Source organism: Bradyrhizobium sp. CIAT3101 (assembly GCF_029714945.1).
Taxonomy (GTDB): domain Bacteria; phylum Pseudomonadota; class Alphaproteobacteria; order Rhizobiales; family Xanthobacteraceae; genus Bradyrhizobium.
In genome coordinates this window covers 2944274-2967322 of record NZ_CP121634.1, presented here as the reverse complement: position 1 = coordinate 2967322, position 23049 = coordinate 2944274, and the positions used below count along the sequence as shown (strand labels likewise).

Sequence of the window (23049 nt, the reverse complement as noted above, 5' to 3'; positions counted from 1 at the left end):
CCGAAAATTGCTTTAAGTATAAAATTATCTCTTCCCATCGCCCGCAGGCCTGTTAGCATCGCCGGGCCAAGCAAAAGGATGTCGCGTGTCGCAGCCTGCGCCAATGATAACAAGGGACGGACGTTTCGCCTATGAAGCTGCGGGCGATCCGACGGCGATACCCCTTGTTTTCCTGCATGGCATTGGTGGCGCGGCGCGGGCCTGGCGGCAGCAGCTTGCCACGTTCGGCAATCGTTTCCGCGCGATCGCATGGGACATGCCGGGCTATGGCGGCTCGGCACCACTGGCCAGCGTCAGCATCGCTGCCCTGGCCGATGCGCTCCAGCAATTCATCGAGCAGATCGGCGCGACAAGCCCCATTCTGGTCGGCCATTCGATCGGCGGCATGATCGTCCAGAAATGGCTGGTGCAATCGCCGACACTCGCGCGCGCTGTCATCCTTGCGCAAACCAGCCCGGCCTTTGGCAAGACCGACGGCGACTGGCAGAAATCGTTCATTGCGGCACGCCTGGGTCCACTCGATCGCGGCGAGACCATGAAATCGCTGGCGCCGTCGCTGGTGAAGGAGCTCGTCGGCGACGAACCCGATCCCAAGGGGATGGAGCTTGCGCGCGAGTGCATGGGGAGCGTGCCCGAAGCGAGCTATCGCGCCATGATGCTGGCCCTGATCGGATTCGACCAGCGCAGCACGCTCAAGGACATTTCCGTACCGACGCTGTTGCTCTCCGGTTCGAAAGACAACAATGCGCCTGCGCCAATGATGGCAAAAACGGCAACTTACATTCCCTCGGCCGAATATGTCGAACTCCCCGGCGTCGGCCATCTCGCCAACCTCGAGCGGCCCGATGCCTTCGACAAGGCTCTTGGCAACTTCGTCGACTCCGTTGCTGCAAAACACCGGTAACTGCGCCATGACCATGCAAGTCAGCAAGACCATTGGCACGAGCGACAAGGTCGCGCTGGATGCGCCGATCTTCGATCCCGTGGCTTTCCGCTTGAGCGACGAACAAGCCGGGATCATCGCGCGGGCGCGCGAGATCGGCCAGAGCGTGTTCGCGGGTCGCGCGGCGGCTTACGATCGCGAGGCGATCTTCCCGACCGAGAATTATCGCGACCTGCACCGCGTTGGCCTGCTCGGCATCGCCATACCGAAGAAGCATGGGGGGCTCGGAGCTGACTACCAGACCTACGCCCTTGCAGCGGCGGAGATCGGCCGCTATTGCGGCGCGACCGCGCTGACCTGGAACATGCATGTCTGCTCCACCCTGTGGTCGGGCCCTTTGGCAGATGATCTCGACATGGATGCGGAGACCCGCGCGGAACACGAAAAGCGGCGGGCCGTCCACTACAAGCGCATCGTCGAGGACGGCGCGATCTATTCGCAGCCATTCTCCGAAGGTGGCGCGGCAGCCGCAGGCGGCGTTGCCTTCGGCACGGAAGCGAAGCCTGTCGAAGGCGGCTGGATCGTCAACGGCAAGAAGATCTTTGCATCCCTCTCCGGCCACGCCGACTATTACGGCGTGCTCTGCACGGAAATCGAGGAAGGCGCGAAGGCCTCACGCCGCAATACGCTTTACCTCGCGATCTCCGCCAAATCACCGGGTGTTTCCGTCGTCGGCGACTGGGATCCGCTCGGCATGCGCGGCACGGTCTCGCGGACGCTGCTGTTCAAGGATGTGTTCGTGCCGGAAGACTCTGCGCTGATGCCGCGCGGCGTCTACTTCCAGGCGGCCATGCGCTGGCCGCATATGTTCCTGACGCTGTCGCCTACCTATATGGGGCTCGCGCAAGCCTCTTACGATTTCACGGTGCGCTATCTGCGCGGCGAGGTGCCGGGCATGCCTCCGGTCAGGCGCCGGATGTACCCGACCAAGCAGATCGCGGTCGCGCAGATGCAAATCAAGCTCGAGCAGATCAAGGCAATCTGGTTCCAGGCCGTTACCGAAGCGCGCGCCAATCCAAGCAAGGAGCAGACCCTCCGCGCCTATGCCGCGCAATATTCGGTGATGGAAGGCGCCAATGAACTCGCCGCGCTTGCGATCCGCACCTGTGGGGGACAGGCGATGCTCCGCTCGCTGCCGCTCGAGCGCATCTATCGTGACAGCCGCTGCGGCTCACTGATGCTGCCCTGGACGGCCGAGCTCTGCCTCGACCGGATCGGTCGCGAGGCGCTGTACGAGGCCGGCGAAACGGACGACTGACGGTGGACCTCTGCAGTCTGATCGATCGCAACGCGGCGTTTTCGCCGGACAAGACCGCCATCGCCTTCGAGGGAGAGCGGCTGAGCTATGCTGCGTTCGCCGATCGCATCGAACGGGCGGCAACAGCCCTGAAGCAGGAAGTCGGTGTCGGCCGAGGCGACCGCGTCGCGATCCTGAGCCTGAATCGGCCGGACTATCTGGTCCTGCTCTATGCATGCGCGCGGCTCGGCGCGATGCTGGTGCCCTTGAATTGGCGGCTGGCGGTCGCCGAGCAGCTCTTCATCCTCACCGATGCCGGCGCCAAAGTGCTGGTGCTCGAGCAGGCATTTGAGGGAATTCTTCCTGAACTCGCGCCGGGCACCACCTGCATCGGCCTCGATTTTGCGCCAGCGCACGGCACGGCCTTTGAAAGCCTGCTGGCGCGCAAGGGAAGCAGCGGACGCAATCCGCACACCGATCTCTCCTGCCCGCTGCTGATCGTCTACACGTCAGGAACGACCGGGCGGCCGAAAGGCGCGGTGCTGCGCCAGGAGGCGCTGTTCTGGAACGGCGTCATGAGCCAGCACATGCACAACATGACATCCGACGATCATGTGCTGACGGTGTTGCCGTTCTTCCACGTCGGCGGGCTCAACATCCAGACGACCGCCGCGCTCCAGCTTGGCGCAACCGTCACGATTCACGCCCGCTTCACGCCCGACGCGGCGCTCGCGAGCATCGAACGGGAGCGGCCGACGCTGACAGTCATGGTACCGGCGATCATCCAGGCCGTCAGCGAGCACCCCGCCTGGGCCACGACCGATCTCTCATCGCTGAAGGCCGTCGCCACCGGCTCGACCATCGTGCCTCCGCACCTGATCAATCGCTTCGTCGCGCGCGGCGTGCCAGTGCTACAGGTTTACGGCTCGACGGAAACTTGCCCCATCGCCGTCTACACCCGCCTCGGCGGCGACCTGTCGCACGCCGGATCCACCGGGCTTGCCGGCCTGTGCTGCGAAGCGAAGGTGATCGATCAGGCCGGCAACGAGGTGCCGGCGGGCACGCCGGGCGAGATTGCGGTCCGCGGCCCCAACGTCCTCTTCGAATACTGGGGCAATGCTGACGCCACACGCGAAGCGCTGCACGACGGCTGGTACCGCACCGGCGATATCGGCCTGTGCGACGCGGACGGCTACTTCTGGGTCCGCGACCGCAAGAAGAACCTGATCATTTCCGGTGGCGAGAACATCTATCCGGCCGAGGTCGAACGGGTGCTGCTCGAGCATCCTGACGTCAGCGAATGCGCCGTGATCGGCCGGCCGGACCCGCGCTGGGACGAAGTCCCCGTCGCCTATGTCATCCGGCGAGCCGACTGCCATCTCGAAGCGGACGAGCTGAGAGCGCACGTTCAGGCGCAGCTCGCCCGCTACAAGGTTCCACGCGACATCGTCTTCGTCGCTGACATGCCGCGCACAGCGCTCGGCAAGGTCCAGCATTTCTTGCTGAAGCAGATTGATGCGCAGTCGCGCGCGCAAGGAGAAGCATCTTGAAGATTGCGGTTCTGGGTGGGGGAAACGGCTCTTTCGCGGCCGCAGGCGACTTTGCGCTGTCGGGACATGAGGTCCGGCTGTGGCGCCGGGACGCAGAGCAGGTCGCTGCACATGGTGCCGCTGGCTCACGCATCCTGGTGAAGGATCACAACGGCCAGCACGATGTGAAGCTCGCGCTTGCGACGACCGATATCGCTGAAGCCGTCAACGGGGTCGAGCTGATCGTGTGCCCTGCTCCCGCCTTCGCGCAGCAGGACATCGCCCGGGTCCTCGCACCGCATCTTCGGGATGGTCAGGTCGTGTTTCTGCCACCCGCGACGTTCGGCTCAATGATCTTCGCGCAGGCCGCGCGCGACGCCGGCAATCGTGCCAAAGCAAGCTTCGCGGAAACGGGAACGCTGCCGTGGCTCACCCGCAAGCACGGGCCATTCGAGGTCGCGATCACCATCCGTGCCAAGCGGCTGCCAGTCGGCGTGTTCCCGCTCGACCGGGCGTCACATGCGCTCGAGGTGATCGGACGCGCCTTCCCAGGCGTGATCGAGCCGTGTGGTGACGCGCTCTCGGGCGCGCTGATGAATGCAGGCTGCATCATCCACCCGCCGCTGATCGTGATGAACGCCGGCCCGATCGAGCATTTCGAGCGGTGGGACATCCACAAGGAGGGAACGCAAGCCGCGATCCGGCGAGTGACCGACGCACTCGACGCCGAGCGGATCGGCGTGCGCGAGGCGCTCGGCTATGGCGCGCCGCATTTTCCGCTCGCGCACCATTACGCCAAGGAAGGCGAGATCTGGATGTATGGCCGTGGCTCCCATGACCGCCTGACGGATTCCGGCGACTGGCGCGAGCGGATCGTGCTGAGAGAACATCGCTACATGCGCGAAGATCTGCGGCTTGGCCTGTCGCTGCTGGTGTCGGTTGCGGGGCTCGCGGGCGTGGCCACGCCGCTCGCCAAGGCTCTCCTGGCCATCGGCGGCGCAATCTGCGGCGAGGATTTTACGCAAGGCGGGCGGACGCTGGAGACGCTGGGGCTTGGCAAGCTTCACAAGGCCGAATTGCAGTTGCTGCTTCGCGAAGGATTCTGACCGATGACTCGTCGCGCCAACATTGCCTGCCTCGGGGCCGGACGCATGGGCCGCGGTATCGCCGTCGCGTTCGCCTATGCGGGGCATACGGTCACGATGATCGACATCAAGGCCCGTTCAGCCGACGATTTCGCCAGGCTGGAGGCGGACGCGCTCAGCGAAGTCCGTAAGACCTTTACCAGCCTCGCAAAGCTGGGGCTGCTGACCGAGACCGACGTCGATCCGCTGATCGCGCGGGTTTCGGTGGTGCCGGCGAGCCAAAGCAGCGCCGCGCTGTTGGAAGCCGGAATTGTGTTCGAGGGCGTTCCTGAGGTCGTCGAGCTCAAGCGGGAGGTGCTGGGAGCGGCTTCAAAACAGGTCGGCCCCGACACGATCATCGCATCGACCACGTCGACCATCCTGGTCGACGATCTCTCCGGCGCGATCGTGAACCCTCGCCGCTTCCTCAACGTGCACTGGCTCAACCCGGCCTATCTGATCCCGCTGGTCGAGGTGTCGCCCGGCAAAGCCACCGATCCCGCCATCATCGACGAGGTCAAGGCGCTGCTCGAAGGCATCGGCAAGGTGCCCGTCGTCTGCGCGGCGACGCCCGGCTTCATCGTTCCGCGCATCCAGGCGCTGGCGATGAACGAGGCCGCGCGCATGGTCGAGGAAGGCGTCGCCAGCGCGGAGGAGATCGACAAAGCGATCCGCTACGGCTTCGGCTTCCGCTATGCGGTGCTTGGATTGCTCGAATTCATCGACTGGGGCGGCGGCGACATTCTCTACCACGCCAGCCGCTATCTCGAAGGCGCGCTCGGCAGCGACCGCTATCGGGCGCCGGACGTCATCTCACGCAACATGCATGAAGGCCGGATCGGCCTCCGCACGGGCGCAGGCTTTCTCGACTATTCAGGCATGGACGTTGACGCCTATCGCGCAAAGCGGCTCCAGGCCATGGTCGACCTGCTCCGGCACTTCGACCTCGCTCGTCCGCCGGTGCTCGACCGCGACTAGCCGAAGACGTCCTGAAGCACGCCGTCCCGCACGACCGCCACGCCATCAAGCTCGATGGTCGTCCCCATCATCGGCAGGTCGAAATGGCCGGCAGTATAGCGGCCCGCGAATTCATTGGCACCGGTCGAGAACAGGAAGTTGCCGGAGACGGCGCGGATCTCCGTGCCGTTGGTGTCGCGCTGGTCGTACATCGACAACGCCTCGTAGCGCGCACCCGGGTTCATGCCGAAACCGACGTGCGACACAGCATAGGCCTCCCGATCGCCCCAGGCGGCAAGATAGGCGCGCATCATGGCGGCATCCGTGCCCTCGCCCTCCAGCTCGACCACGTAATCGTCCTTCAACGTCATCTTCACCGGCGACGTCAGGTAACGCTTGAACGTGAGATTGATGTCGCCCGGGGCCATCACCAGCGTGCCATTGATCGTCCCACTCTTCGGGAAGCTGACGACGATGCCGCCCGGCCAATGCGCCAACGTGCCCGGCTTGTCGGTCCAGCCCCACACGCCGACCGTCGAAGCGCCAACCATGTCGACATCAAGTGACGTGCCGGCCTTCGAGGTGACCCGCATGCGCTTCGTCCCACGCAGCATTTTGGCCGCTGCGCGAACGCGCTTCTCCAGCGCCGGGTCCGGCACCATGCGCTCCAGCGCCTCGGGATGTTCGTTGGAGATCACGAGTATCCGCGCGCCGGCCTTCAGGATTTCTGGCGTTTCCACCGCATGCATCAGGCCTTCGACGGTGCAATCCACCACGAAGCCGGCTTGCTGAAGTGCAGTGATGACCGGCCCAAGCTTTTGGATCGCTTCGCTGGCGCCGGTTGAGCGGACCGGAACGATGTTCCGATTGCGCGGCGTCGGCATGACGACGTGAAAAGGCTTCGCCCCCATGCGCAACAGCGCGAGCTCCGCCAGATGTACATTCAACGCGCGCGACTGCGTCTCTGAGAGAATCGCCGCGGTATCGCCGGCCTTGACGGCGCAACGCTCAAAGATCTCGCAAAATGCGTCGATCCATTTTGCCTCGATGCGATCAGCCAGCATGGTTCACTCCCGGTCTTCTGGTTTCTTGTTTGTCAGGTCACGCTTCGGGGAAGCCCCGCAAGAGGTACGACCGCACGGCGCCCAACAGGCCGTTCAAGATCAACCCCAGCAGCGAGATCGTAATCAACGGCACGAACATGTCGACGGCCTGGAAGGTACGCGCCGCCGTCACGAGGGCATGGCCCAATCCGTCCGTCGACGTGATCATCTCGGCCAGAAACACCACGATGCACGAAATGACAAGGCCGATCCGGCACCCCGTCAGGATCGACGGCATCGCAGCCGGCAAGACGACCTTGAACAGGATTTCGTAGCGCGGCGTTCCCGCCGCCATGGCCGACCAAATCAGCTTCTGCTCCACCGTTGAAGCCCCGTAGTAGGTCGACAGCAGAATGGGAAAGAGCGCGTCCGCCGCTACCAGCGTGATCTTCGATCCGTGGCCAAAGCCAAGCAATAGCAACAGAGCCGGATAGAGCGCGACCTTCGGCAATGGCGCCAGCACCCGCACAATCGGCCGGACGATGGCATTGATCGCCGGACTGGCAGCAGCCGCGATGCCAATGCTGACGCCAAGCACGACCGCAATCGCAAAACCGGCGAATAGCCGGATCAGGGTCGCCGCGATCTCCTGCTGGAACGTCCATGTCACGAGTTGCTGGAGCAGCCGACTGAAGACGACACCCGGCGGTGGCAGCAGAACCGCGGGCGCGAAACCGAATGACACCAAGCCTTGCCACAAAGCAATCACCAATACGATTGGCGCGAGCCCAAAGATGACATTTGCTGAGAGAGAGCGCGACATCATGAGAAGCTCAACGGCATGTCGAACTGAGGTTCGGACCAGCGCACCAGTCTTGCGCGGACGCGCTCGAAGACCGCATCGAGACAGATGCCCATGGCGCCGACGATGATGATCATCGCGTAGACCGTATCGTATTGGCCCATGTCGAGCGCGTTGAATAGGATGTTCCCCGCTCCCGATTGACGTGCGATCATCTCGCTGGTGATCATCGTGATCAGCGCCAGCACCAGGCCGGTGCGGCACCCCGTGAGGATCTCCGGGAGCGCGGCAGGCAACACGATCCGGACCAGACGCTGCAAGGGCGAAAGCCCCATCGCCGCGCCCGACCACAGCATCTTCTCTTCAACGGCCTTCGCGCCTTCAAAACTGTGATAGATCACCGGAAGGCTGACGCCGAGGAAGATCACCAACGTCTTGGTGATGTCACCGACGCCGAGCCACAACATGATGATCGGCATCAGCGCCGCCTTCGGCACCGGATAGATCACCATCAGGAGCGGATTGAAGAAGGCTGCGACGGCCCGGCTACGGCCCATCAACAGGCCCAGTGGGATCGAAACCAGCACCGCTATGCCGAACCCGATCGTCATGCGACGGAGCGAAGCCAGGATGTTGATCAGGGATTCCTTGTCGCCGAGGATATCCGGGATCGCGCGGATCGCTTCGATAGCCGTCGGAAAGCTGTCATTCTTCAGCGCAAGCGACGCGACCTGCCATACCGCCAATAGTCCGATGCAGGCCAGCACTGGCGCAGCACGTTTCGCCATGGCGGCCGGCGAGATCATGAGGGCGAACCCGCTTCGTCGCTTTCATCGAACATGCGCTCGATGTCGACGACATATTTCTGGTAGCGCGGATCGAGCAGCAGCTCTTTGCGGCGCCTCGGCCGCGGCAGATCGATATCGATGATTTCCCGGATGCGGCCCGGAGACTTCGACATCATCACAACCTTGTCCGAGAGGAAGACGGCTTCGTCGACCGAATGGGTGACGAACAGCACGGTCTTGCGGTCACGCTCCCAGATATTCAGGAGATCGTTCTGGAGACGCGTCCGGGTATGAGCATCGAGCGCACCGAACGGCTCGTCCATCAACAGGACTTCTGGATGATAGGCGAGCGTCCGGGCCAGTGCGACGCGCTGCTTCATGCCCCCCGACAGCTCCTTGGGATAGAAATTCTCGTAGCCCTTGAGCCCGACCATTTCGATCAGAGCGCGGCTCTGCGCTTCCGCCTCTACGGCTCGCACACCCTGCTGGCGCGGGCCATACATCACGTTGCCAAGTACGGTCTTCCAGGGAAATAGCGCAAACTCCTGGAATACCGGCCCGCGATCCGGACCCGGGCCTGCGATCGCCTGTCCTTTCATCTTCGCCGCGCCGCTGGTCGGGCTGACGAAACCACCGACGATGTAAAGCAACGTCGACTTCCCACAGCCGGACGGACCAAGGATGGAAACAAACGCCCCCTCATCGATCGTCAAGGAGATGTCCGACAGTGCCACATGATCCTTGCGCGCCGAGGTCTGGAAAACCTGCGAGACGCGGTCGATCTCGATGATTGCCGAAGCCGGCTTCTGTGACGTCACCGGTCTCACCCATTCGCTCGATCTCGAAGGCACTACCTTCATCCCCGTCTCTCGCTTCACTCGCGCGCAAACGTCACGCAACCGACCTGCTGAATGTCCTCCATCAGCGGAACAAGCTTAGCAAGAAACCTGCCAAACGGGTCGCCATTTTCGCACGCGCACGACTTCTCAGTCGAACCACGGCCACTCCGCCGGTCCCTCATGCGTGACCGCTCCACCCGGTGCCTGGCCGACAAGACGCGCATATTTCGCCAGCGCACCGGCGCGATGACGCGGCGGGCGTTGCTTCCAGTCGCGTCGGCGTGCAGCGAGTTCCTGCTCATCGACCAGCAGGTCCATGCGGCGACCGGCGGCGTCAATCCGGATCTTGTCTCCATCGCGGACAAGTGCCAGCGGACCGCCGACAAATGCTTCTGGAGAGACATAGCCGATACACATGCCGCGCGTCGCACCGGAGAACCGACCGTCAGTAATGAGGGCCACCTTCTCACCCATGCCCTGGCCGTAGATCAGCGCGGTGACGCCGAGCATCTCGCGCATGCCAGGACCACCCACCGGCCCTTCATTGCGGATCACCAGGACCTCGCCAGCCTTGTAGCTGCGGTCACGAACGGCCGCGACGCAAGCCTCTTCATCCTCGAAGACGCGCGCTACGCCCTCGAAGAACTGGCTCTTCAAGCCGGCGACTTTGATGACCGCGCCGTCGGGACAGAGATTGCCCTTGAGGACCGCGACACCGCCGTCGGGCATGATCGGCGCGCGGGCCGTGTAAACCACCTCGCCATCGGGCACGTTGGCCGCGCCATATTCTTCCGCGAGCGTACGGCCGGTGATGGTGAGGCAACTACCGTCGATATGCCCGCTTTGAATCAACTCGCGGATCACAACGGCCGCACCGCCGATATCGTAAACATCCTTCGCGGTGTATTTGCCCCCCGGCCGCAGATTTCCGATCAGCGGCGTCCTGGCAAAGACCTCGCCGACATCATCGATCGTGAACGCAATGCCGGCTTCGTTTGCGATCGCAGGCAGATGCAGCGCCGCATTGGTCGATCCGCCCGTGGCGGCAACGATTGCGGCTCCATTCTCCAGAGATTTCCGCGTCACGATGTCACGCGGCAGCGGCCCACCTCGTTCGAGCATCTCCATGATCAACCGCCCTGCGTGGCGCGAGATCTGCGCACGCTCCGCATAGACGCCGGGCACCATCGACACATTGGGAATGGTCAGGCCCATGGCCTCCGATACCATTCCCATGGTGTTCGCGGTGAACTGACCGGCGCAGGCACCAATGGTCGGCAGGCAGGCGCGCTCGATCCGCTCGAGCGTCGGGGCGTCGATCTCTCCGGTCATGAAGCTGCCGACAGCCTCGTACGAGTCGAGGACGGTCAGCGTCCGTCCATCCACGCGACCCGGCAGCGAGCTGCCGCCATAGATGAAGATGGAAGGCACGTTGCAACGAACCATGCCCATCATCACGCCCGGAAGCGTCTTGTCGCAGCCGCCGTATCCGATCAGCGCGTCGTAGGCGAGACCATGGACGACGGCCTCGATGGAGTCGGCAATCAGCTCACGCGAGAACAGGGAGAACTTCATCCCCTCGTGATTCATGCTGATGCCGTCGGACACGGAAATGGTCGAGAATTCACGCGGTGTGCCACCGGCTTCCTCGACCCCGGTCTTGGCTGCTGCCACCTGAAAATCGTGGGTCATGTTGCAGGGCGTCTGCTCGCCCTTCATGCTGACGATGCCCACCATCGGTTTGGCGATGGCCGCGTCGTCCAGCCCCATGGCGCGCATGAACGCACGGTGCGGAGCCCGGTCGAGGCCGTCGGTCGTTATCCGTGATCGCAACTTCTTCATGCCTGCATCATCTTCATGCAATGTCCCGCACGTGGCGGGACATTGCGACCTCATGGTCCTGCAAACACCTATTGCAGTGGCGCGACGATCGTCGGGTGCTTGAACTGAGCAACATCCAGCTTCGGCAGCATTCCCGTTTCCGCGTAGATGTCGAGCATCTTCTGGATCGCCGGGAAATTCGGTGCCGCGCCGGGATCGCGACCGAAATCGTTGTCCTTGAGCAGATAGGTCTCGAGCACCGGGATGGGTGCTTTCAGGACTTCATTGACGACCTTCAACGTCTCTTCGCGGTTCGCAAGTGCCTTTTTCATGCCCGACGTGATGTCACGGACATAGGCCTTAACCAATTCCGGGTTCTTGTCGACGAAATCGGCGCGGCAGGCTTCCAGGATATGCACGATGTTTGGCATGGCCTGCGACAGCGAGAACAGTTTTCTCGTGCCGCCCTTGGCCTCAGCTCGCGCCGCAAACGGCTGGTTCATGTTGACCGCATCGACCCGACCCTGACGCAGAGCATCCTCGGAGACGGCAAAACCGACCTCGACCAGCTTGATGTCCTTGGCCGGATCGACGCCGTTCTGCTTCAAGAGCAGGTTGAACGGGCCCTGCGTGCCGCCGCCGATGACGGAAATGCCGACCGTCTTGCCCTTGAGGTCTGCAATCGTCTTGATCGGCGAGTCATCCATGACCGCCCAGTAGACCGAGAAGCCACCGGGTTTCTCGAAGACGTGTTGGGCCACGATGTAGGCCTTGAGATTACCGCCGACCACGCCGTTCGCAAGTGAGAGCGGCGCCTGCGTCGCGCAATCCAACGCACCAGCCGCCAACGCCTGCGTCATCGGCGCCGTACCCTGAAACTGGGTCCACTCGATGTTATAGGTCTTGCCGATATCGGGAAATTCGGCCGGCCTGCGCATCATCCAGTATTTGGATTCCTCGGCCGGGATGGTCCAACCCACGCGGATCGTCTGCTGCGCCCATGAGGGGCTCGCACCGGCGATCATAGCCGCCACAGCCCCTGCTGCCAGCATCCACCTCGAAACTGCCCGCATCGCGCCCACTCCGTTGCTCCGGCGTCGACCGACGCCACCCAACCCGACCACCTCAAATGTTTCATGGTTCAAACAATCAAGCAAGCCATGCAAGCGGACCCGGTTTCGCTACGGGATGCGTTATGTATGGTGCGCAGCGGTCGCGCGGCGTTGCGCCGCGACAGAAGGAGGCAACCTATGGCTGATGCGAGCAAGGCAAACCCGCAGGGCGTCGAGAGGCTCGGCTATCTCGGCCTGGGACTGATGGGGACGCCGATGACCCGGCGCCTCCTCAAGGCGGGCCATCACGTCAGCGTCTGGAACCGCTCGGAAGGCAAGGTCGTTCCACTCGTCGAAGCTGGCGCCAAGCGCGCGGGCACGCCACGTGACCTGTTGGCGAATTGCGACATCGTCTTCATGTGCGTGACGGATGCCGCAGCCGTCGAAGAGGTGATCTTCGGACCGGAAGGTTTTGCAGCGGCTCCCGGCGCAGGCAAGCTCGTGGTCGATTTCTCGTCGATCCATCCCGACGCTGCGCGCGAACTGGCAGCGCGGTTAAAAGCTGCGAACGGCGCAGGCTGGATCGATGCGCCAGTGTCAGGCGGCACCAAGGGTGCCGAAGAAGGCACGCTTGCCATCATGGCCGGCGGAGAGGCCTCCGATATCAAGCGGGCACGGCCCTATGTGCTGGCTATGGCGCGCAGGTTCACTCATATGGGTCCCACCGGCGCAGGCCAGACCACAAAGCTTTGCAACCAGGTGATCGTCGGCTGCGCGATGGCCGTGCTCGCAGAGGCAACGCGCCTTGCCTCAAACGCCGGAATTGATGCAAGCCGGCTGCCTGAGGCGCTCGCCGGCGGCTTTGCGGATTCGATCCCGCTTCAGCTCTTCGTGCCGCGCATGGTCCAGGGCATTCATTCGCCTCCTCTCGGCCACATCGCGACGATGCTGAAGGATCTCGACACTGTCGCCGACGTGGCCCAGACAACGTCAACACCGGTGCCGATGGCGACCCTCGCGGGACAGATCTTCAGGCTCGCGAAGGCTGCGCGTGGCGCAGACGCGGACGCTCTGGAAATCTACAAGCTCTCGGCCACGGACCGTTGAACCGACGAGCGTCCGTGGATCGCCCTATGGCGACTTCTTGCGTTCGTCGTCGGACAGAAACCGGCCATATCCGCCCCGCGCAAACAGCAGCGGCTCCTTTGCGTTGTAGGCATAGGCCTCGACCGCACCGAGAAAGATCACGTGATCGCCGCCATAATAGCGATTGACGGACCGGCACTGGAAATTGGCCACGCTCTCGGCGAGCACTGGCGCATTGCCGAGGCCCGGCGCCCAGTCGACGCCGGCGAACTTATCCTCGGACGATTTTGCGAACTTGTTGGCAAGCGCCTGTTGCGCTGTGCCGAGCACGTGCACGGTGAAATGGCTGGCGTTCTGAAACACGCTCAAGCTCGAGGAATAAACTCCAAGGCTCCAGAGCACGAGGGGAGGATTCAAGGAGACCGATGCGAATGAATTACAGGTGATGCCATACGGCTTACCATCAGCGGCCGTGGCTGTAATGATCGTTACGCCCGTTCCATACGTGCCGAGCGCATTGCGAAAATCACGCGGATCAATCTGCGAGCTGTCGCTCGCGAACTCGTTGGCTGGATCGGGAGCGGCAGGCTGCTTTGGCTGGTCATTCATCGGCCGGCCTCACAAGGTGAGATTCTCGGACGGCAGGCCGAGTGCCACGCGTCCATAGTTGGTTCCGGCCGCATCGAAATTGAATGCGAGGTGCGAATTGATGGCATGCGCATCTCGGAACTGCCGTTGCAACACCCCCGTCGTGAACAGGCCGCGCGCGCCACTTGCCGCGAACAGCATCGAGACGGCATCCGTGCAGAGATTGACCGAGAACGCCCCATCACGCCGATACCTGGTCTTGATCGCCATGTCGGGCGTGTGCTTGCCGCGCGCGTGCTCCATCGCCTCGATGCAGGCCGCACGCATGATGAGGCGCGCAGCATCGATCTTGGCGGAAGCCTCCGCGATCTTGATTTGCGTGCTTTGGAAGTCGCTTAGCTTGGCGCGGTTGTATGTTGATATGCGGTGACGTGCGACCTCCGCATAGTCGTCGAGGCACGCCTGCGCATTTCCGAGCGCGACGCCGGAGAGAACATAAGGAAACAGTGAGAACACCGGCAGCGCGTAGAGCGGATTGGGATTCATACCGCTTCCGGGCGTTGCGCCTCCAGCCAAATCACGGACAGCGACCGTCATATGCTCGGGCACGAAGGCGTCCTTGACCTCCACATCCGACGATCCGGTGCCGCGCAGTCCGGCGACGTTCCAAGTGTCGAGGATCTTATAATCGGCCTTCGGCAACAGGAAGATGCGGTATTCGATGCCGTCAGCCTCGTCGTCGGACGACACGACGCTCGCGAGCATGTTCCATTCACAGGAGCCGACACCAGACGAGAACGGCCAGCTTCCGTGCAATCGGTATCCGCCCTCGACCTTACTGGCGCGGCCGGCGGGGAAGATGAACGATGATGCGATCAGAACGTCCGGATCACGGCCCCAGACCAGATCCTGCGCGCGCGGCTCGAACATGCCGAGCATCCAGTGGTGGCTTGCCAGATTGGCCAGATTCCAGGCGACCGACGCATCAGCGCAACCGAGCAGCTCGGCGCAATCGATCAGGGCGACGTAGTCGAGCTCCGAACCGCCGATGCGCCTCGGCTGAAGCATCCGAAACAGGCCGGCATCGTGCAGGTCTCGTTCAGTTTCCGGTGGCAGATGCCGCAGTTCCTCGGTGCGAGCCGCGCGTTCCCGCAATTGCGGCACGAGCGACTGGGCCTTGGCAATCATCGTCGCATAGGCTCGTTCGCCGGGGTCCGTCGCTACCGACCGACCCATGTTCGGCTCCTGACCAGGCACCATTCGTGTCCCTCGCTCTGACGCATTTATGCGGCGGGAACCTTGCCAAATCAAGCCGTGCAGCGCGCCGTCTAGGTCCCCGGCTTGCGCTGCCCGAATGCGCCTTTTTGGGCCAAAGCCGCAATCCGGCCCTCGTCATAGCCGAGCGTTTCACGCATGATGCCGTCGGTATGCTCGCCCAACAAAGGTGCAGCCACGGGATCAATTGCTGCCGTCAGGCTCATGTTGATCGGCGACTCAATGTTCGGCACCCACCGCGCCGTGCGATGCGGGATACGGCTCAAGCGCGCGCGTTCGCGTGCTTCGGGCGCATTGAATCCCTCTTCGACGGTCCGGAGATAGCCGACCGGGATATTGGCCAGCTTCATCCTTGCCATCCAGTTCTCAAGCGTGTCGCTCGCGAACACCTCGGCGATGGCTGCGCGCAATAGCTCCTTGTTCTCGGATCGCGCCTTGCGCGTGGCGAACTGCGGCTCGTTGATGAGATCCGGGCGATTCATCACCTCGACCACCAGTCGCCGATACAGCCGATCATTGGCGCAGGCCATGTAGAGCGGACCGTCGGATGCCTCGTAGACACCGACAGTGGGAGAGCCACTCGGCGAATTGCCGAACCGGCCGGGATTCTCGCCGCTGATGAGATAGGCCATGCCGTAGAATCCAGTCATCCCCATGGCGACGTCGAACAGCGCGACCTCGACATGCTGTCCGCGGCCGAGTCGATCCCGCGCTATCAGTGCCATCAGGATTGCATTGCAGGCCGACATCCCCGTCGCCATGTCGACAATCGGCGGGCCGGTCCGAACCGCCGGACCATCGGCAAATCCGTTGAGCGACATGAAGCCGCTCTCGGCTTGCGTGATAGGATCGAAACCGGGGCGCGAGGCAAATGGTCCGGTTCGTCCGTAAGCGGAGATCGAGCAATAGACCAGCCGCGGGTTGAGCGGCGCAACGGCCTCGTAGTCGAGGCCGAATTTTTTCATGACTCCGCTGGAAAAGTTCTCGACGACCACGTCCGCCTTGCGGATCAAATCCAGTGCAATCTCGCGCGCCTCCGGCACGGCGAGATCGAGCGCGATGCCGCTCTTGTTGCGGTTCAGGCTGAGATAAGCTGCACTCTCACCGCCGATGTCGGCATGTTCATAGGCACGGGTGTCGTCGCCCCCATCGGGATTCTCGATCTTGATGACGCGCGCGCCGAAATCCGCGAGCGTCTGCGTGCAGGCCGGACCCGCGACCACGCGGGTGAAATCGACGACCAGAAGACCATCAAGCGCGGTTGGTCCTCCCGCCGCCCGCGAGGGCCGTTCCGGCAATTGAGGCTTGGTGGACATCCTAGGCGCTCCTTTACATCGGCTTGTGCTCGCCGAATTTCCTGCAAGCGAACTTAAAGCCCGATGGGGACGGCTGCGCAAGTGCTGCAACAGCAGGGCTTCAATACGCAAAAGAACCCGGCAGCGGTCAAGCTGCCGGGTCCAAAGCCATCTGCGAACGGCACCTTCCGCACCACGGGAAACCCCGTTCAGCGAAGCGACCTTCGCCAATAAAGCGTATGCGGCCAGGCCCAAGGCACCTCGGGTTCATACAGCCGATAGCCCGCCCTGATGAAATTATTCGCGGAGAAACTGTTATCCGTCGTGTCTGAAACGATACCATTCCATCCGATGCGCCGGCCTCGCGCTTCGACGGCCCGCATCAATCGGAGCTGAAGGCCCCTGCCCCAGTGCCGTTGCAAAACGCCGACTCGGGAAAAGTAGCCGGAATTCCGTGCATAGGTGGATGGCACGGCGCCCGCGAAGGCGACCGCATCGTCACCTTGGTAGACAAGCCACCACGCTCCAAGATCGAAATCCGGCATGGCGGCGGCATCGAAGAACGTCGATCGATGCAGGTCAGCCAAGGTCTCGGCAACGTCATCATCGGACGCATCAACCATACGAATTTTGTACATGGCATGCCCCAAGGCAACGAAAAGATTCTGATCGACCACGCGGCTACGCCACCGCTACGAGAGAATCACTTGCTCAGAACGACCTTCACGCCGAGCCAGACAGCCCCCATCAGGCCGGTCGCAATCACGGTAATTACAGCCTTATAGGTGTACGTCTGCGCCTGCTCTACGCTCCTTCGCCACCGCCGCAGGTGTTGGAAATCCGCCCTCAGCTCCCTACGGTCATCATCTTCGATGCCGAAGGAAGCCAGCACCGATGCCACCGCTTTCAGCACGATCGCATCGATGCTGTCCTGCTGGAGCCTCTGCTGCTCGGCCAGCGTCTCGGCGACGATCGCCCTGATGTCGGCATCCTGCATCTTCACCGCTTGATGATCCTTGCAACATTCTCAAAACCGCGTTTGGCGAAGTAGAAAGAGACAACGAGATTGGCGGTGATCGCCGCAAACCCCGCCAGAGGATCCGTCGACCCGAGGCCCAGAACCTTGTCCCAGACAAGAAGCTTCGCGAAATAAATGGTGACGCAATACCCGATCAGCTTATCCGGCTCATGCCAATAGCCTAGCTCTGCCGTTCTGAATTGCATGACGGCTTTGGTTTCGGCCGTCTGCGCCGCGATCTCGCTCGCGGCGAGATCCGCCGCGATCCTGGTATCGACATTCTCGGCCTTCAGCTTCGCGCTGTACGCGTCGACCAGCGCCTTCACGACAGGGCCGCCGAGGAACGAGATGATCGTCATCCACATCAGTTTGTCCTCCGTAGCGTTCGCAGCCGCGCGATGATCGTCACGATCGAGATCGCAAGCATGATACGTCCCGTGATCTTGACATCGCCGATGGCCGCGCTGATCTGATCCTTCACGCCGGGATCGCCAAAAGCGTCGGCAAGGTCGTCGACGATCGCGGCCAATGCACCGGCAAGTGCGATGCAATAGCTCCAGGCGATCGTCACCGAATGCAGGCAAGCCGCCTTGATCTTGGCGAGCATCACAGCAAAGCCCGCAGCGTTGCGAGCTTGGTTTCGAGCAATTTGACCCGAGCCTCGGTGCCGGTCACGAGCCGGAGCAGCGTGTCCTTGGAAAGCCAGCAGGCACCGAAGCCGGCGGCAAAGACGATGACGTCAAATATGGTCTGCATGTTCACTTCCTCCCGAAAATGGCTTTGATCAAGCTGACGACGAACGCGCCGATCGATCCCTTCGACGGATTCGTCAGTGACGGCCTGGCCGGATCGCTGCTTGCCGAGCCTTTCGCGATCTTTGTTCCTGCGAAGCAGATGTCCGGATCGAGTTCCATCAGTGCCATCAACAACGCCGCGCATCCCAACTGCGGATCGACCTTGCTCGGATCGTAAACGCCGTCGCGCACGTACTTTCCGGCCCTGTACTGATTGGTCCCTGACCAAAGATAGGGCGACGGCACACCGCGAACTGCGTAGCCGATGCCATTGTAGGTCTCGAGCGCAGTCAACGCTCCCGCGATGGTCCAATCCTTGTGGCGCGCCAGAAACGGCGGGCACTTGACCAGCGCGTCGACCGCAGCCGCCTCCCAGGAGTCAAATGGACCTCGACCAGCCGGGACATGAACCGATACCGCGTTCCAGGGATCGCCCTGGGCCAGCGAGGCATTCCATTGCTGGGATGATTCCCGTTCGTGGATGACCGCGATGGCCGGCCAGGGAACGCCCGTGTGCCGCTCGACGGCTTGGTAACGTTGCTTGGCCCGATAAAGGCGCACCGCAACGCTAGCGGCCTCTGCCTTCCGGCTCAGCTTGGCATTCGCCCAGCGCTTCGCATTCGCCGCAGAGAGGGCGTTCAGATCTACCATGGGTTGACTCGGGCTGGGGTTGTGGTGGTATTCAGACACAATGAGAAACGTTCTGAAACAAAGCGCTTTACTTCGCCGCACCTACTACAAGGTCCTGCTGGCGAGTGCTGCCGGCCAATCCGACGAGAGCCAAATTGTTGAGCGGCTGGCAGTTGACGCGCCGCGAACATTTATCGAGATCGGATTCCACCCGATTGAGTTCAACTGTATCAGTCTCGCTCGCTCGCCAGACTGGCGAGGGTTGCTTATTGATGGGAACGAGCGTCAGGTGGCCGACGCCAAAATTCTGTTCCACGACGGGGTCGATATCGTTCACCGTTTCCTGACGCTCGACAACCTTGATTTCATCAAGAGGCGCTTCCGCGAAGTCGGTATCTTGTCGATCGACGTTGACGGGAACGACTATTGGCTCCTGAAGTCGCTGATCGACATCAGGCCCGCCGTGATCTCTGTCGAGTACAACGCTAGCTTCCGCTTAGAGCCGGTCGCGGTGCCCTACGATGAATCCTTCGACCGCCACGAGAAGCACCCAACAGGGTGGTATCATGGCGCGTCGATTACTGCGCTTGCGTCCCTCTGTGCGCAATACGGATATGGTCTAGCCGCCGTCTCTGGCGCGGGTGCAAACGCGTTCTTCACACCAGGCGGAGCCCTTGATCCAACCGAGGCATGGCGGCCAAACTCTCTGCGAGACAAGTGGTCACATTCGACGCCGGAAGAACAATGGCGTCAAATTCAGGGCCTCCCATTGATCTCCGTTTAGATGATACGAAGCAGCTTGTTCGCAATGATCGTTGGCTGAACGATCGGGAAAGCCGTACTGGTGCCCCCTTGGGCGGTGCCAGTAAAACTTGCACTCATCGATGACGCCAAATTTGCGATAGATCCACCTGAATTCCAGGCGATGCCAAGAAGCGAGCCTCCACCAGCACCCTGTATCGAAATAATCGTGTTCGGATTGATAATCGTCGTATTCGTGCTGCTCAAACCCAGATTGCCAGACGGCGTATAAGGCGGAAGATTTCCGGTAGTAAGTGACTTTGTTTCGGTTGCGGAGCTGGTTGAACCGAGTCCCGTTCCGCTCATGGTCGCAGCGGTTAAGCGGTTCGCCGCAATGCCGCCCATACCATCAGCGCCAGCAATAATACGTCCCCGGCAATCCGGAATATTGAACGTCGTCGAGCCGTCGCCAACGCCGTATGTAGTTCCGAACAGTGCGAAGAGCGCCGCATACGTGGTGCGGCTGATCGCCTGCCCGTACATCAGGGCAAACGAACTGTTCGGCGCATTTGGGCCCCAAAAATCGACACTGGCACCGATCGGGATAAGGGACGAGCTCGCTCCGTAAAAGCCCTGCAAATAGAACGCCGCATCAGCATTGTTATATTGGGCTACATAAGGCGTCCCCTGCACAATCGTGCCGGCTGGTAATTCAACTCCTGGTGCCGACCGGAGCGGCTTGGCGCCGAGGCCGTCGACATTGATCGTGACCGTCGCACCATTTGTCGTGTGGGGCGTGAATGCGACGATCTGCCCGCCCAGTTGCGACAGCGACTGAAACACCTGGTACGAGCTCACCACGTAGGCGGTACTGGTCCCGCTTGTCACGATCGCGCCAGCCATGTCGTCGCGATACTTGGCTATCGCCGCCATCATCGCTCGCGCGGAGTCGTTGACGCTGGAAGGGGATTGCCCCTCGGCCCAGTTGATCGTCGAATCCGCCGTTGCGTCGGCTGAGGCCGTTTGAGACCATTTGTAGAGAGTCATCTTGCTTCCTTGATGTAGGGGCGCGCATCGTCCGTCGCCGTTGTAGCTGCCGAAGGCCTCACCTGCCCTATGACTGTCAATCCGGAGTCTTCGCCTCGCTGCCACACAGCTCGATATACTGCGCACAGCGACAGGCTGGCGCGCGAGCCGTGAGCAGGTTGCGGATCACGCCCGGTGGCACCCCTGGGCTCTCGCTTGCAATTTTCGCCACGCGCTCGTCGATGATGCCGTCAATCTCTGCGCGCAGTTCTTCGATCCGCTCTTCAAGTCTCATCCCGCGCTGTTGTCTCGTCGCCATGCGTCCCTCCGTCCTTCAATCGGTTTTCAAGCGCCGCCAGCTTCCGGCAGGCGGACGCAGCTTCGTTCTGCGCACGGCGGAGCGCGCGTTCGCGCTGCGTCTCGTGAGCCGCGAGGTAGGCCTGGATGTCGTAAGGCAGTGTGCGAAATCGCTCCTTGAACCGCCCGGGCCAGGATCGGGGCGGAACGACCGCCGCCGCTGCGCTCATCGCAGCCGCCGCGGGGCCGCCAAGCGTAGGGTCGGCAAGACCGAGCGACGCGTGCATCCGGGATATCTCCTGCACGGCCGGCCAGAGCCGATCCACACCGAGGGATGCACAATCAATCACGAACCGCGCCACTGACGAGGGCGTCGCCGGACAAGCAATCACATCGTGCAGCTCGCACCACCGAACGAACATCGGCGCATCGCGGCGCCGCGCCTGCGCGAGCGCCGTCAGCAGTGGATGGGTCATCGCTTCGCTTTGCGCAGCGCCTCGTGGAGACTGCCCATGCGCCGGCGCAGATCGACGAGCTGAACGCGCCTTCGCAGACTGTGGGGACTCGAATCGATCTCGCCGCCCAGCTCGGCATCGAACCGTTCGAGCGCGGCGACGCGCTTCCTCAGGCCGTAAAGCGCAAAATTCTCCGCAATCCGATCCGGCGACATCGGTTCACCGTAGAGATTTCCGGTGATGGAATCAGCGCGTTCGATGAAATTTCTATCGTCCTCGCTCATGCTGCGTTCTCCTGTCGTAAGTCCAATTGGATCGGCTGGTCGGTCATCATGAGTGCGTGTGAAAGCATGCCAATCCGGCCCCGCGATCAAGACAAGGATCGCAGGAGGATTCGGCTGACGAATAAGGACAACGAAGGTGGATCAGCGGCGTTCTCGAACGCTCGCGTGGGCTCCCTCACCTTCGACCGCCTGTCCTCGCCTGGTAGAGCGCGACCGCGTCCTTGAGATCGCCCGAGTTGGAAAGCCGGGCGCTCAACGCACGCAGATCATGCTGATCGCGCTCACCTCGGCTCGCCGCCATACCCGGCCTTTGCACCGGCGGTATCGGCTTTGCCGTGACGGCATCCCTCGCTTTCATCATCAGCCGGTATTTGCCGGCGTCATCTTGCAACCCGCGGAAGATGATCAACCCGCCACCGGGTGTCTCGATCTTGTCGCTGTAGGGCTTGAAACCGTGACCGAGCCCGAGGCTCGCGATCTTGCCTTCGATCAGCCGCTTCGACGACTGCGCCAGCGTCCGCTGCGCCTCGCGGATACAAACCGCAAGCGTGCCGCGCTCGGCCTGGCAGGTCTCGACCAAGAGCTCGCCGAAGAAATGCGACTTGCCCGAGCCGCGCCCCCCGTAAACGCCCTTGTAGCGCGCCGGTTTCAGCAGCGGCGCGAAGATCTTGGCCGTTGGAATTTTCAGGATAGACAATGGATGCGCTCGCCCTAGATCCACATTGCGGACCAGTCTTCTTTGTTGGAAGGGCTGTCAGGTCGATCTTGCGGAGCTTGACTAGAACCGACAAGGACGCCCTCGGAAGAAATAGGCCACGATCCGAAGCGTCTCACGACGTCGCTTTGCGACGGAGGTCGCGGCTTGCTCAACCTATGGGTGATCAACTATTCTGAGGTCTACTCTCTCCGACAGCTCGCCACACCTGGTACAGGACCAAAATCGTGCAACTGAATCGAATGAAATGGCCCGCCCCGCTATTGATGGTTGTCGCCTCCTTGTTGCTGTGCGATGGCCTATCGCTCCACGCCGAGGAGAGCTCCAAAACGGGCTCCGACAGATGGCGGCCAAAGGACGGCACCTATGCAGAGCCGGGCTCCGAATTCGATGCGAGATGCGGAGAGTACGGCGACACACAAATCGATTGGAGTTCAAACTTTATCTCGGGCGGCGAGGAAGGCTGCAAGATCGCCAAACTGTCGGATACCGCTCCTGGTAGCATCAGGCTTGATGTCGTCTGCAGGTCCGCTGACAGAGAAGGACAGCGGTACAAAGAGATCATTCTCCTGAAGAAGATCGACGAGAAGACGATTTTCATTCGCGAAACCCAGGATGGAAAGTTCAAACGTCCGGGAGCTCGTATGACCTATTGTCCGGACGAGTTGCAGCGCCAGTATAGGGAGAACAACAAGAAGAGCTGATTTGAT

At 62.0% G+C, this 23049-nt stretch carries 27 protein-coding genes and 1 pseudogene; 8 read left to right on the top strand and 20 right to left on the bottom strand.

From position 1 onward, the window contains the following. Nucleotides 1-85 precede the first annotated feature (85 nt). Genes QA645_RS13940 through QA645_RS13920 form a run of 5 tightly spaced genes read left to right on the top strand, consistent with a single transcriptional unit; the run spans nt 86 to nt 5811 of the window. The gene (locus QA645_RS13940; protein WP_283050867.1) at nt 86-904 is read left to right on the top strand and encodes an alpha/beta hydrolase; all 819 of its coding nucleotides are present in this window, start codon (nt 86-88) and stop codon (nt 902-904) included. A 7-nt stretch (nt 905-911) separates the two neighbouring features. Further along, on the top strand, nt 912-2201 hold the full coding sequence (locus QA645_RS13935) for an acyl-CoA dehydrogenase family protein (RefSeq protein ID WP_283050865.1): 1290 nt from the start codon (nt 912-914) through the stop codon (nt 2199-2201). Nucleotides 2202-2203: 2 nt separating this feature from the next. Continuing rightward, complete coding sequence (locus tag QA645_RS13930; RefSeq protein ID WP_283050862.1) at nt 2204-3730, top strand: long-chain-fatty-acid--CoA ligase; 1527 nt, start codon at nt 2204-2206, stop codon at nt 3728-3730. Further along, entirely contained in the window at nt 3727-4815 is a 1089-nt protein-coding gene (locus QA645_RS13925; protein ID WP_283050860.1) for an NAD/NADP-dependent octopine/nopaline dehydrogenase family protein, read from the top strand. Before QA645_RS13930 ends, QA645_RS13925 begins: the two co-directional genes overlap by 4 nt. Before the next feature lie 3 nt (nt 4816-4818). Then, nucleotides 4819-5811, top strand: coding sequence for a 3-hydroxybutyryl-CoA dehydrogenase (locus QA645_RS13920; RefSeq protein WP_283050858.1), 993 nt, complete (start codon nt 4819-4821; stop codon nt 5809-5811). Here QA645_RS13920 and QA645_RS13915 read toward each other — a convergent pair. The 6 genes from QA645_RS13915 to QA645_RS13890 all read right to left on the bottom strand — a co-directional run bounded on the left by QA645_RS13915 (nt 5808) and on the right by QA645_RS13890 (nt 12156). Next, nucleotides 5808-6854, bottom strand: coding sequence for a peptidase M29 (locus QA645_RS13915; RefSeq protein ID WP_283050857.1), 1047 nt, complete (start codon nt 6852-6854; stop codon nt 5808-5810). The genes QA645_RS13920 and QA645_RS13915 overlap by 4 nt on opposite strands. A 37-nt stretch (nt 6855-6891) precedes the next feature. After that, nucleotides 6892-7659, bottom strand: a complete 768-nt coding sequence (locus QA645_RS13910; protein ID WP_283050855.1) for an ABC transporter permease subunit — start codon at nt 7657-7659, stop codon at nt 6892-6894. Continuing rightward, entirely contained in the window at nt 7656-8441 is a 786-nt protein-coding gene (locus tag QA645_RS13905) for an ABC transporter permease (protein ID WP_283050854.1), read from the bottom strand. Before QA645_RS13905 ends, QA645_RS13910 begins: the two co-directional genes overlap by 4 nt. Continuing rightward, complete coding sequence (locus QA645_RS13900; protein WP_283050852.1) at nt 8438-9283, bottom strand: ABC transporter ATP-binding protein; 846 nt, start codon at nt 9281-9283, stop codon at nt 8438-8440. Before QA645_RS13900 ends, QA645_RS13905 begins: the two co-directional genes overlap by 4 nt. 126 nt (nt 9284-9409) lie before the next feature. Continuing rightward, the gene (gene ilvD, locus QA645_RS13895; RefSeq protein ID WP_283050850.1) at nt 9410-11104 is read right to left on the bottom strand and encodes a dihydroxy-acid dehydratase; all 1695 of its coding nucleotides are present in this window, start codon (nt 11102-11104) and stop codon (nt 9410-9412) included. A 68-nt stretch (nt 11105-11172) separates the two neighbouring features. Beyond that, the gene (locus QA645_RS13890) at nt 11173-12156 is read right to left on the bottom strand and encodes an ABC transporter substrate-binding protein (RefSeq protein WP_254132832.1); all 984 of its coding nucleotides are present in this window, start codon (nt 12154-12156) and stop codon (nt 11173-11175) included. Between the two features lie 177 nt (nt 12157-12333). Here QA645_RS13890 and QA645_RS13885 point away from each other — a divergent pair, with 177 nt between their 5' ends. Beyond that, nucleotides 12334-13242: an NAD(P)-dependent oxidoreductase gene (locus QA645_RS13885; RefSeq protein ID WP_283050848.1), complete on the top strand. Its 909-nt coding sequence runs from the start codon at nt 12334-12336 to the stop codon at nt 13240-13242. 24 nt (nt 13243-13266) lie between these two features. On the opposite strand, the gene QA645_RS13880 is transcribed toward QA645_RS13885, so the two are convergent. From QA645_RS13880 to QA645_RS13840, 9 genes are all read right to left on the bottom strand, one after another. Next, nucleotides 13267-13830, bottom strand: a complete 564-nt coding sequence (locus QA645_RS13880; protein ID WP_254132834.1) for a flavin reductase family protein — start codon at nt 13828-13830, stop codon at nt 13267-13269. Between the two features lie 9 nt (nt 13831-13839). Next, complete coding sequence (locus QA645_RS13875) at nt 13840-15069, bottom strand: acyl-CoA dehydrogenase family protein (protein WP_283050845.1); 1230 nt, start codon at nt 15067-15069, stop codon at nt 13840-13842. 68 nt (nt 15070-15137) lie between these two features. After that, a complete protein-coding gene (locus QA645_RS13870) occupies nt 15138-16400 on the bottom strand; it encodes a CoA transferase (RefSeq protein ID WP_283050844.1) in 1263 nt (420 codons plus the stop codon). Between the two features lie 188 nt (nt 16401-16588). After that, nucleotides 16589-17017, bottom strand: coding sequence for a GNAT family N-acetyltransferase (locus tag QA645_RS13865; protein ID WP_283053185.1), 429 nt, complete (start codon nt 17015-17017; stop codon nt 16589-16591). A 65-nt stretch (nt 17018-17082) separates the two neighbouring features. Then, nucleotides 17083-17382, bottom strand: coding sequence for a hypothetical protein (locus tag QA645_RS13860; protein ID WP_283050842.1), 300 nt, complete (start codon nt 17380-17382; stop codon nt 17083-17085). After that, nucleotides 17379-17762 (bottom strand): hypothetical protein, encoded by a 384-nt coding sequence (locus QA645_RS13855; RefSeq protein WP_283050841.1) that lies wholly within the window; start codon nt 17760-17762, stop codon nt 17379-17381. Before QA645_RS13855 ends, QA645_RS13860 begins: the two co-directional genes overlap by 4 nt. Continuing rightward, nucleotides 17762-18004, bottom strand: a complete 243-nt coding sequence (locus QA645_RS13850; RefSeq protein WP_283050839.1) for a hypothetical protein — start codon at nt 18002-18004, stop codon at nt 17762-17764. The genes QA645_RS13855 and QA645_RS13850 overlap by 1 nt, the downstream gene beginning before the upstream one ends. Further along, entirely contained in the window at nt 18004-18153 is a 150-nt protein-coding gene (locus QA645_RS13845) for a hypothetical protein (protein ID WP_283050837.1), read from the bottom strand. Before QA645_RS13845 ends, QA645_RS13850 begins: the two co-directional genes overlap by 1 nt. Nucleotides 18154-18155: 2 nt before the next feature. After that, on the bottom strand, nt 18156-18842 hold the full coding sequence (locus tag QA645_RS13840) for a hypothetical protein (protein WP_283050835.1): 687 nt from the start codon (nt 18840-18842) through the stop codon (nt 18156-18158). 40 nt (nt 18843-18882) lie between these two features. On the opposite strand from QA645_RS13840, the gene QA645_RS13835 reads away from it, so the two are divergent. After that, nucleotides 18883-19605 carry a hypothetical protein gene (locus QA645_RS13835; RefSeq protein ID WP_283050833.1) on the top strand — a complete coding sequence of 241 codons (723 nt, stop codon included), beginning with the start codon at nt 18883-18885 and terminating at the stop codon, nt 19603-19605. Here QA645_RS13835 and QA645_RS13830 read toward each other — a convergent pair. The 5 genes and pseudogenes from QA645_RS13830 to QA645_RS13810 all read right to left on the bottom strand — a co-directional run. After that, a complete protein-coding gene (locus tag QA645_RS13830; RefSeq protein ID WP_283050831.1) occupies nt 19602-20609 on the bottom strand; it encodes a phage tail protein in 1008 nt (335 codons plus the stop codon). The genes QA645_RS13835 and QA645_RS13830 overlap by 4 nt on opposite strands. Before the next feature lie 76 nt (nt 20610-20685). Continuing rightward, nucleotides 20686-20883 carry a hypothetical protein gene (locus QA645_RS13825; protein ID WP_283050830.1) on the bottom strand — a complete coding sequence of 66 codons (198 nt, stop codon included), beginning with the start codon at nt 20881-20883 and terminating at the stop codon, nt 20686-20688. Then, entirely contained in the window at nt 20873-21361 is a 489-nt protein-coding gene (locus QA645_RS13820) for a hypothetical protein (protein ID WP_283050829.1), read from the bottom strand. The genes QA645_RS13825 and QA645_RS13820 overlap by 11 nt, the downstream gene beginning before the upstream one ends. Then, nucleotides 21358-21624: a hypothetical protein gene (locus QA645_RS13815; protein ID WP_283050828.1), complete on the bottom strand. Its 267-nt coding sequence runs from the start codon at nt 21622-21624 to the stop codon at nt 21358-21360. The genes QA645_RS13820 and QA645_RS13815 overlap by 4 nt, the downstream gene beginning before the upstream one ends. Before the next feature lie 382 nt (nt 21625-22006). Then, nucleotides 22007-22321, bottom strand: a pseudogene (locus QA645_RS13810) (phage terminase large subunit); the annotation flags it as partial. Nucleotides 22322-22566: 245 nt separating this feature from the next. Here QA645_RS13810 and QA645_RS13805 point away from each other — a divergent pair. Then, entirely contained in the window at nt 22567-23043 is a 477-nt protein-coding gene (locus tag QA645_RS13805; RefSeq protein ID WP_283050826.1) for a hypothetical protein, read from the top strand. Nucleotides 23044-23049 lie beyond the last annotated feature (6 nt).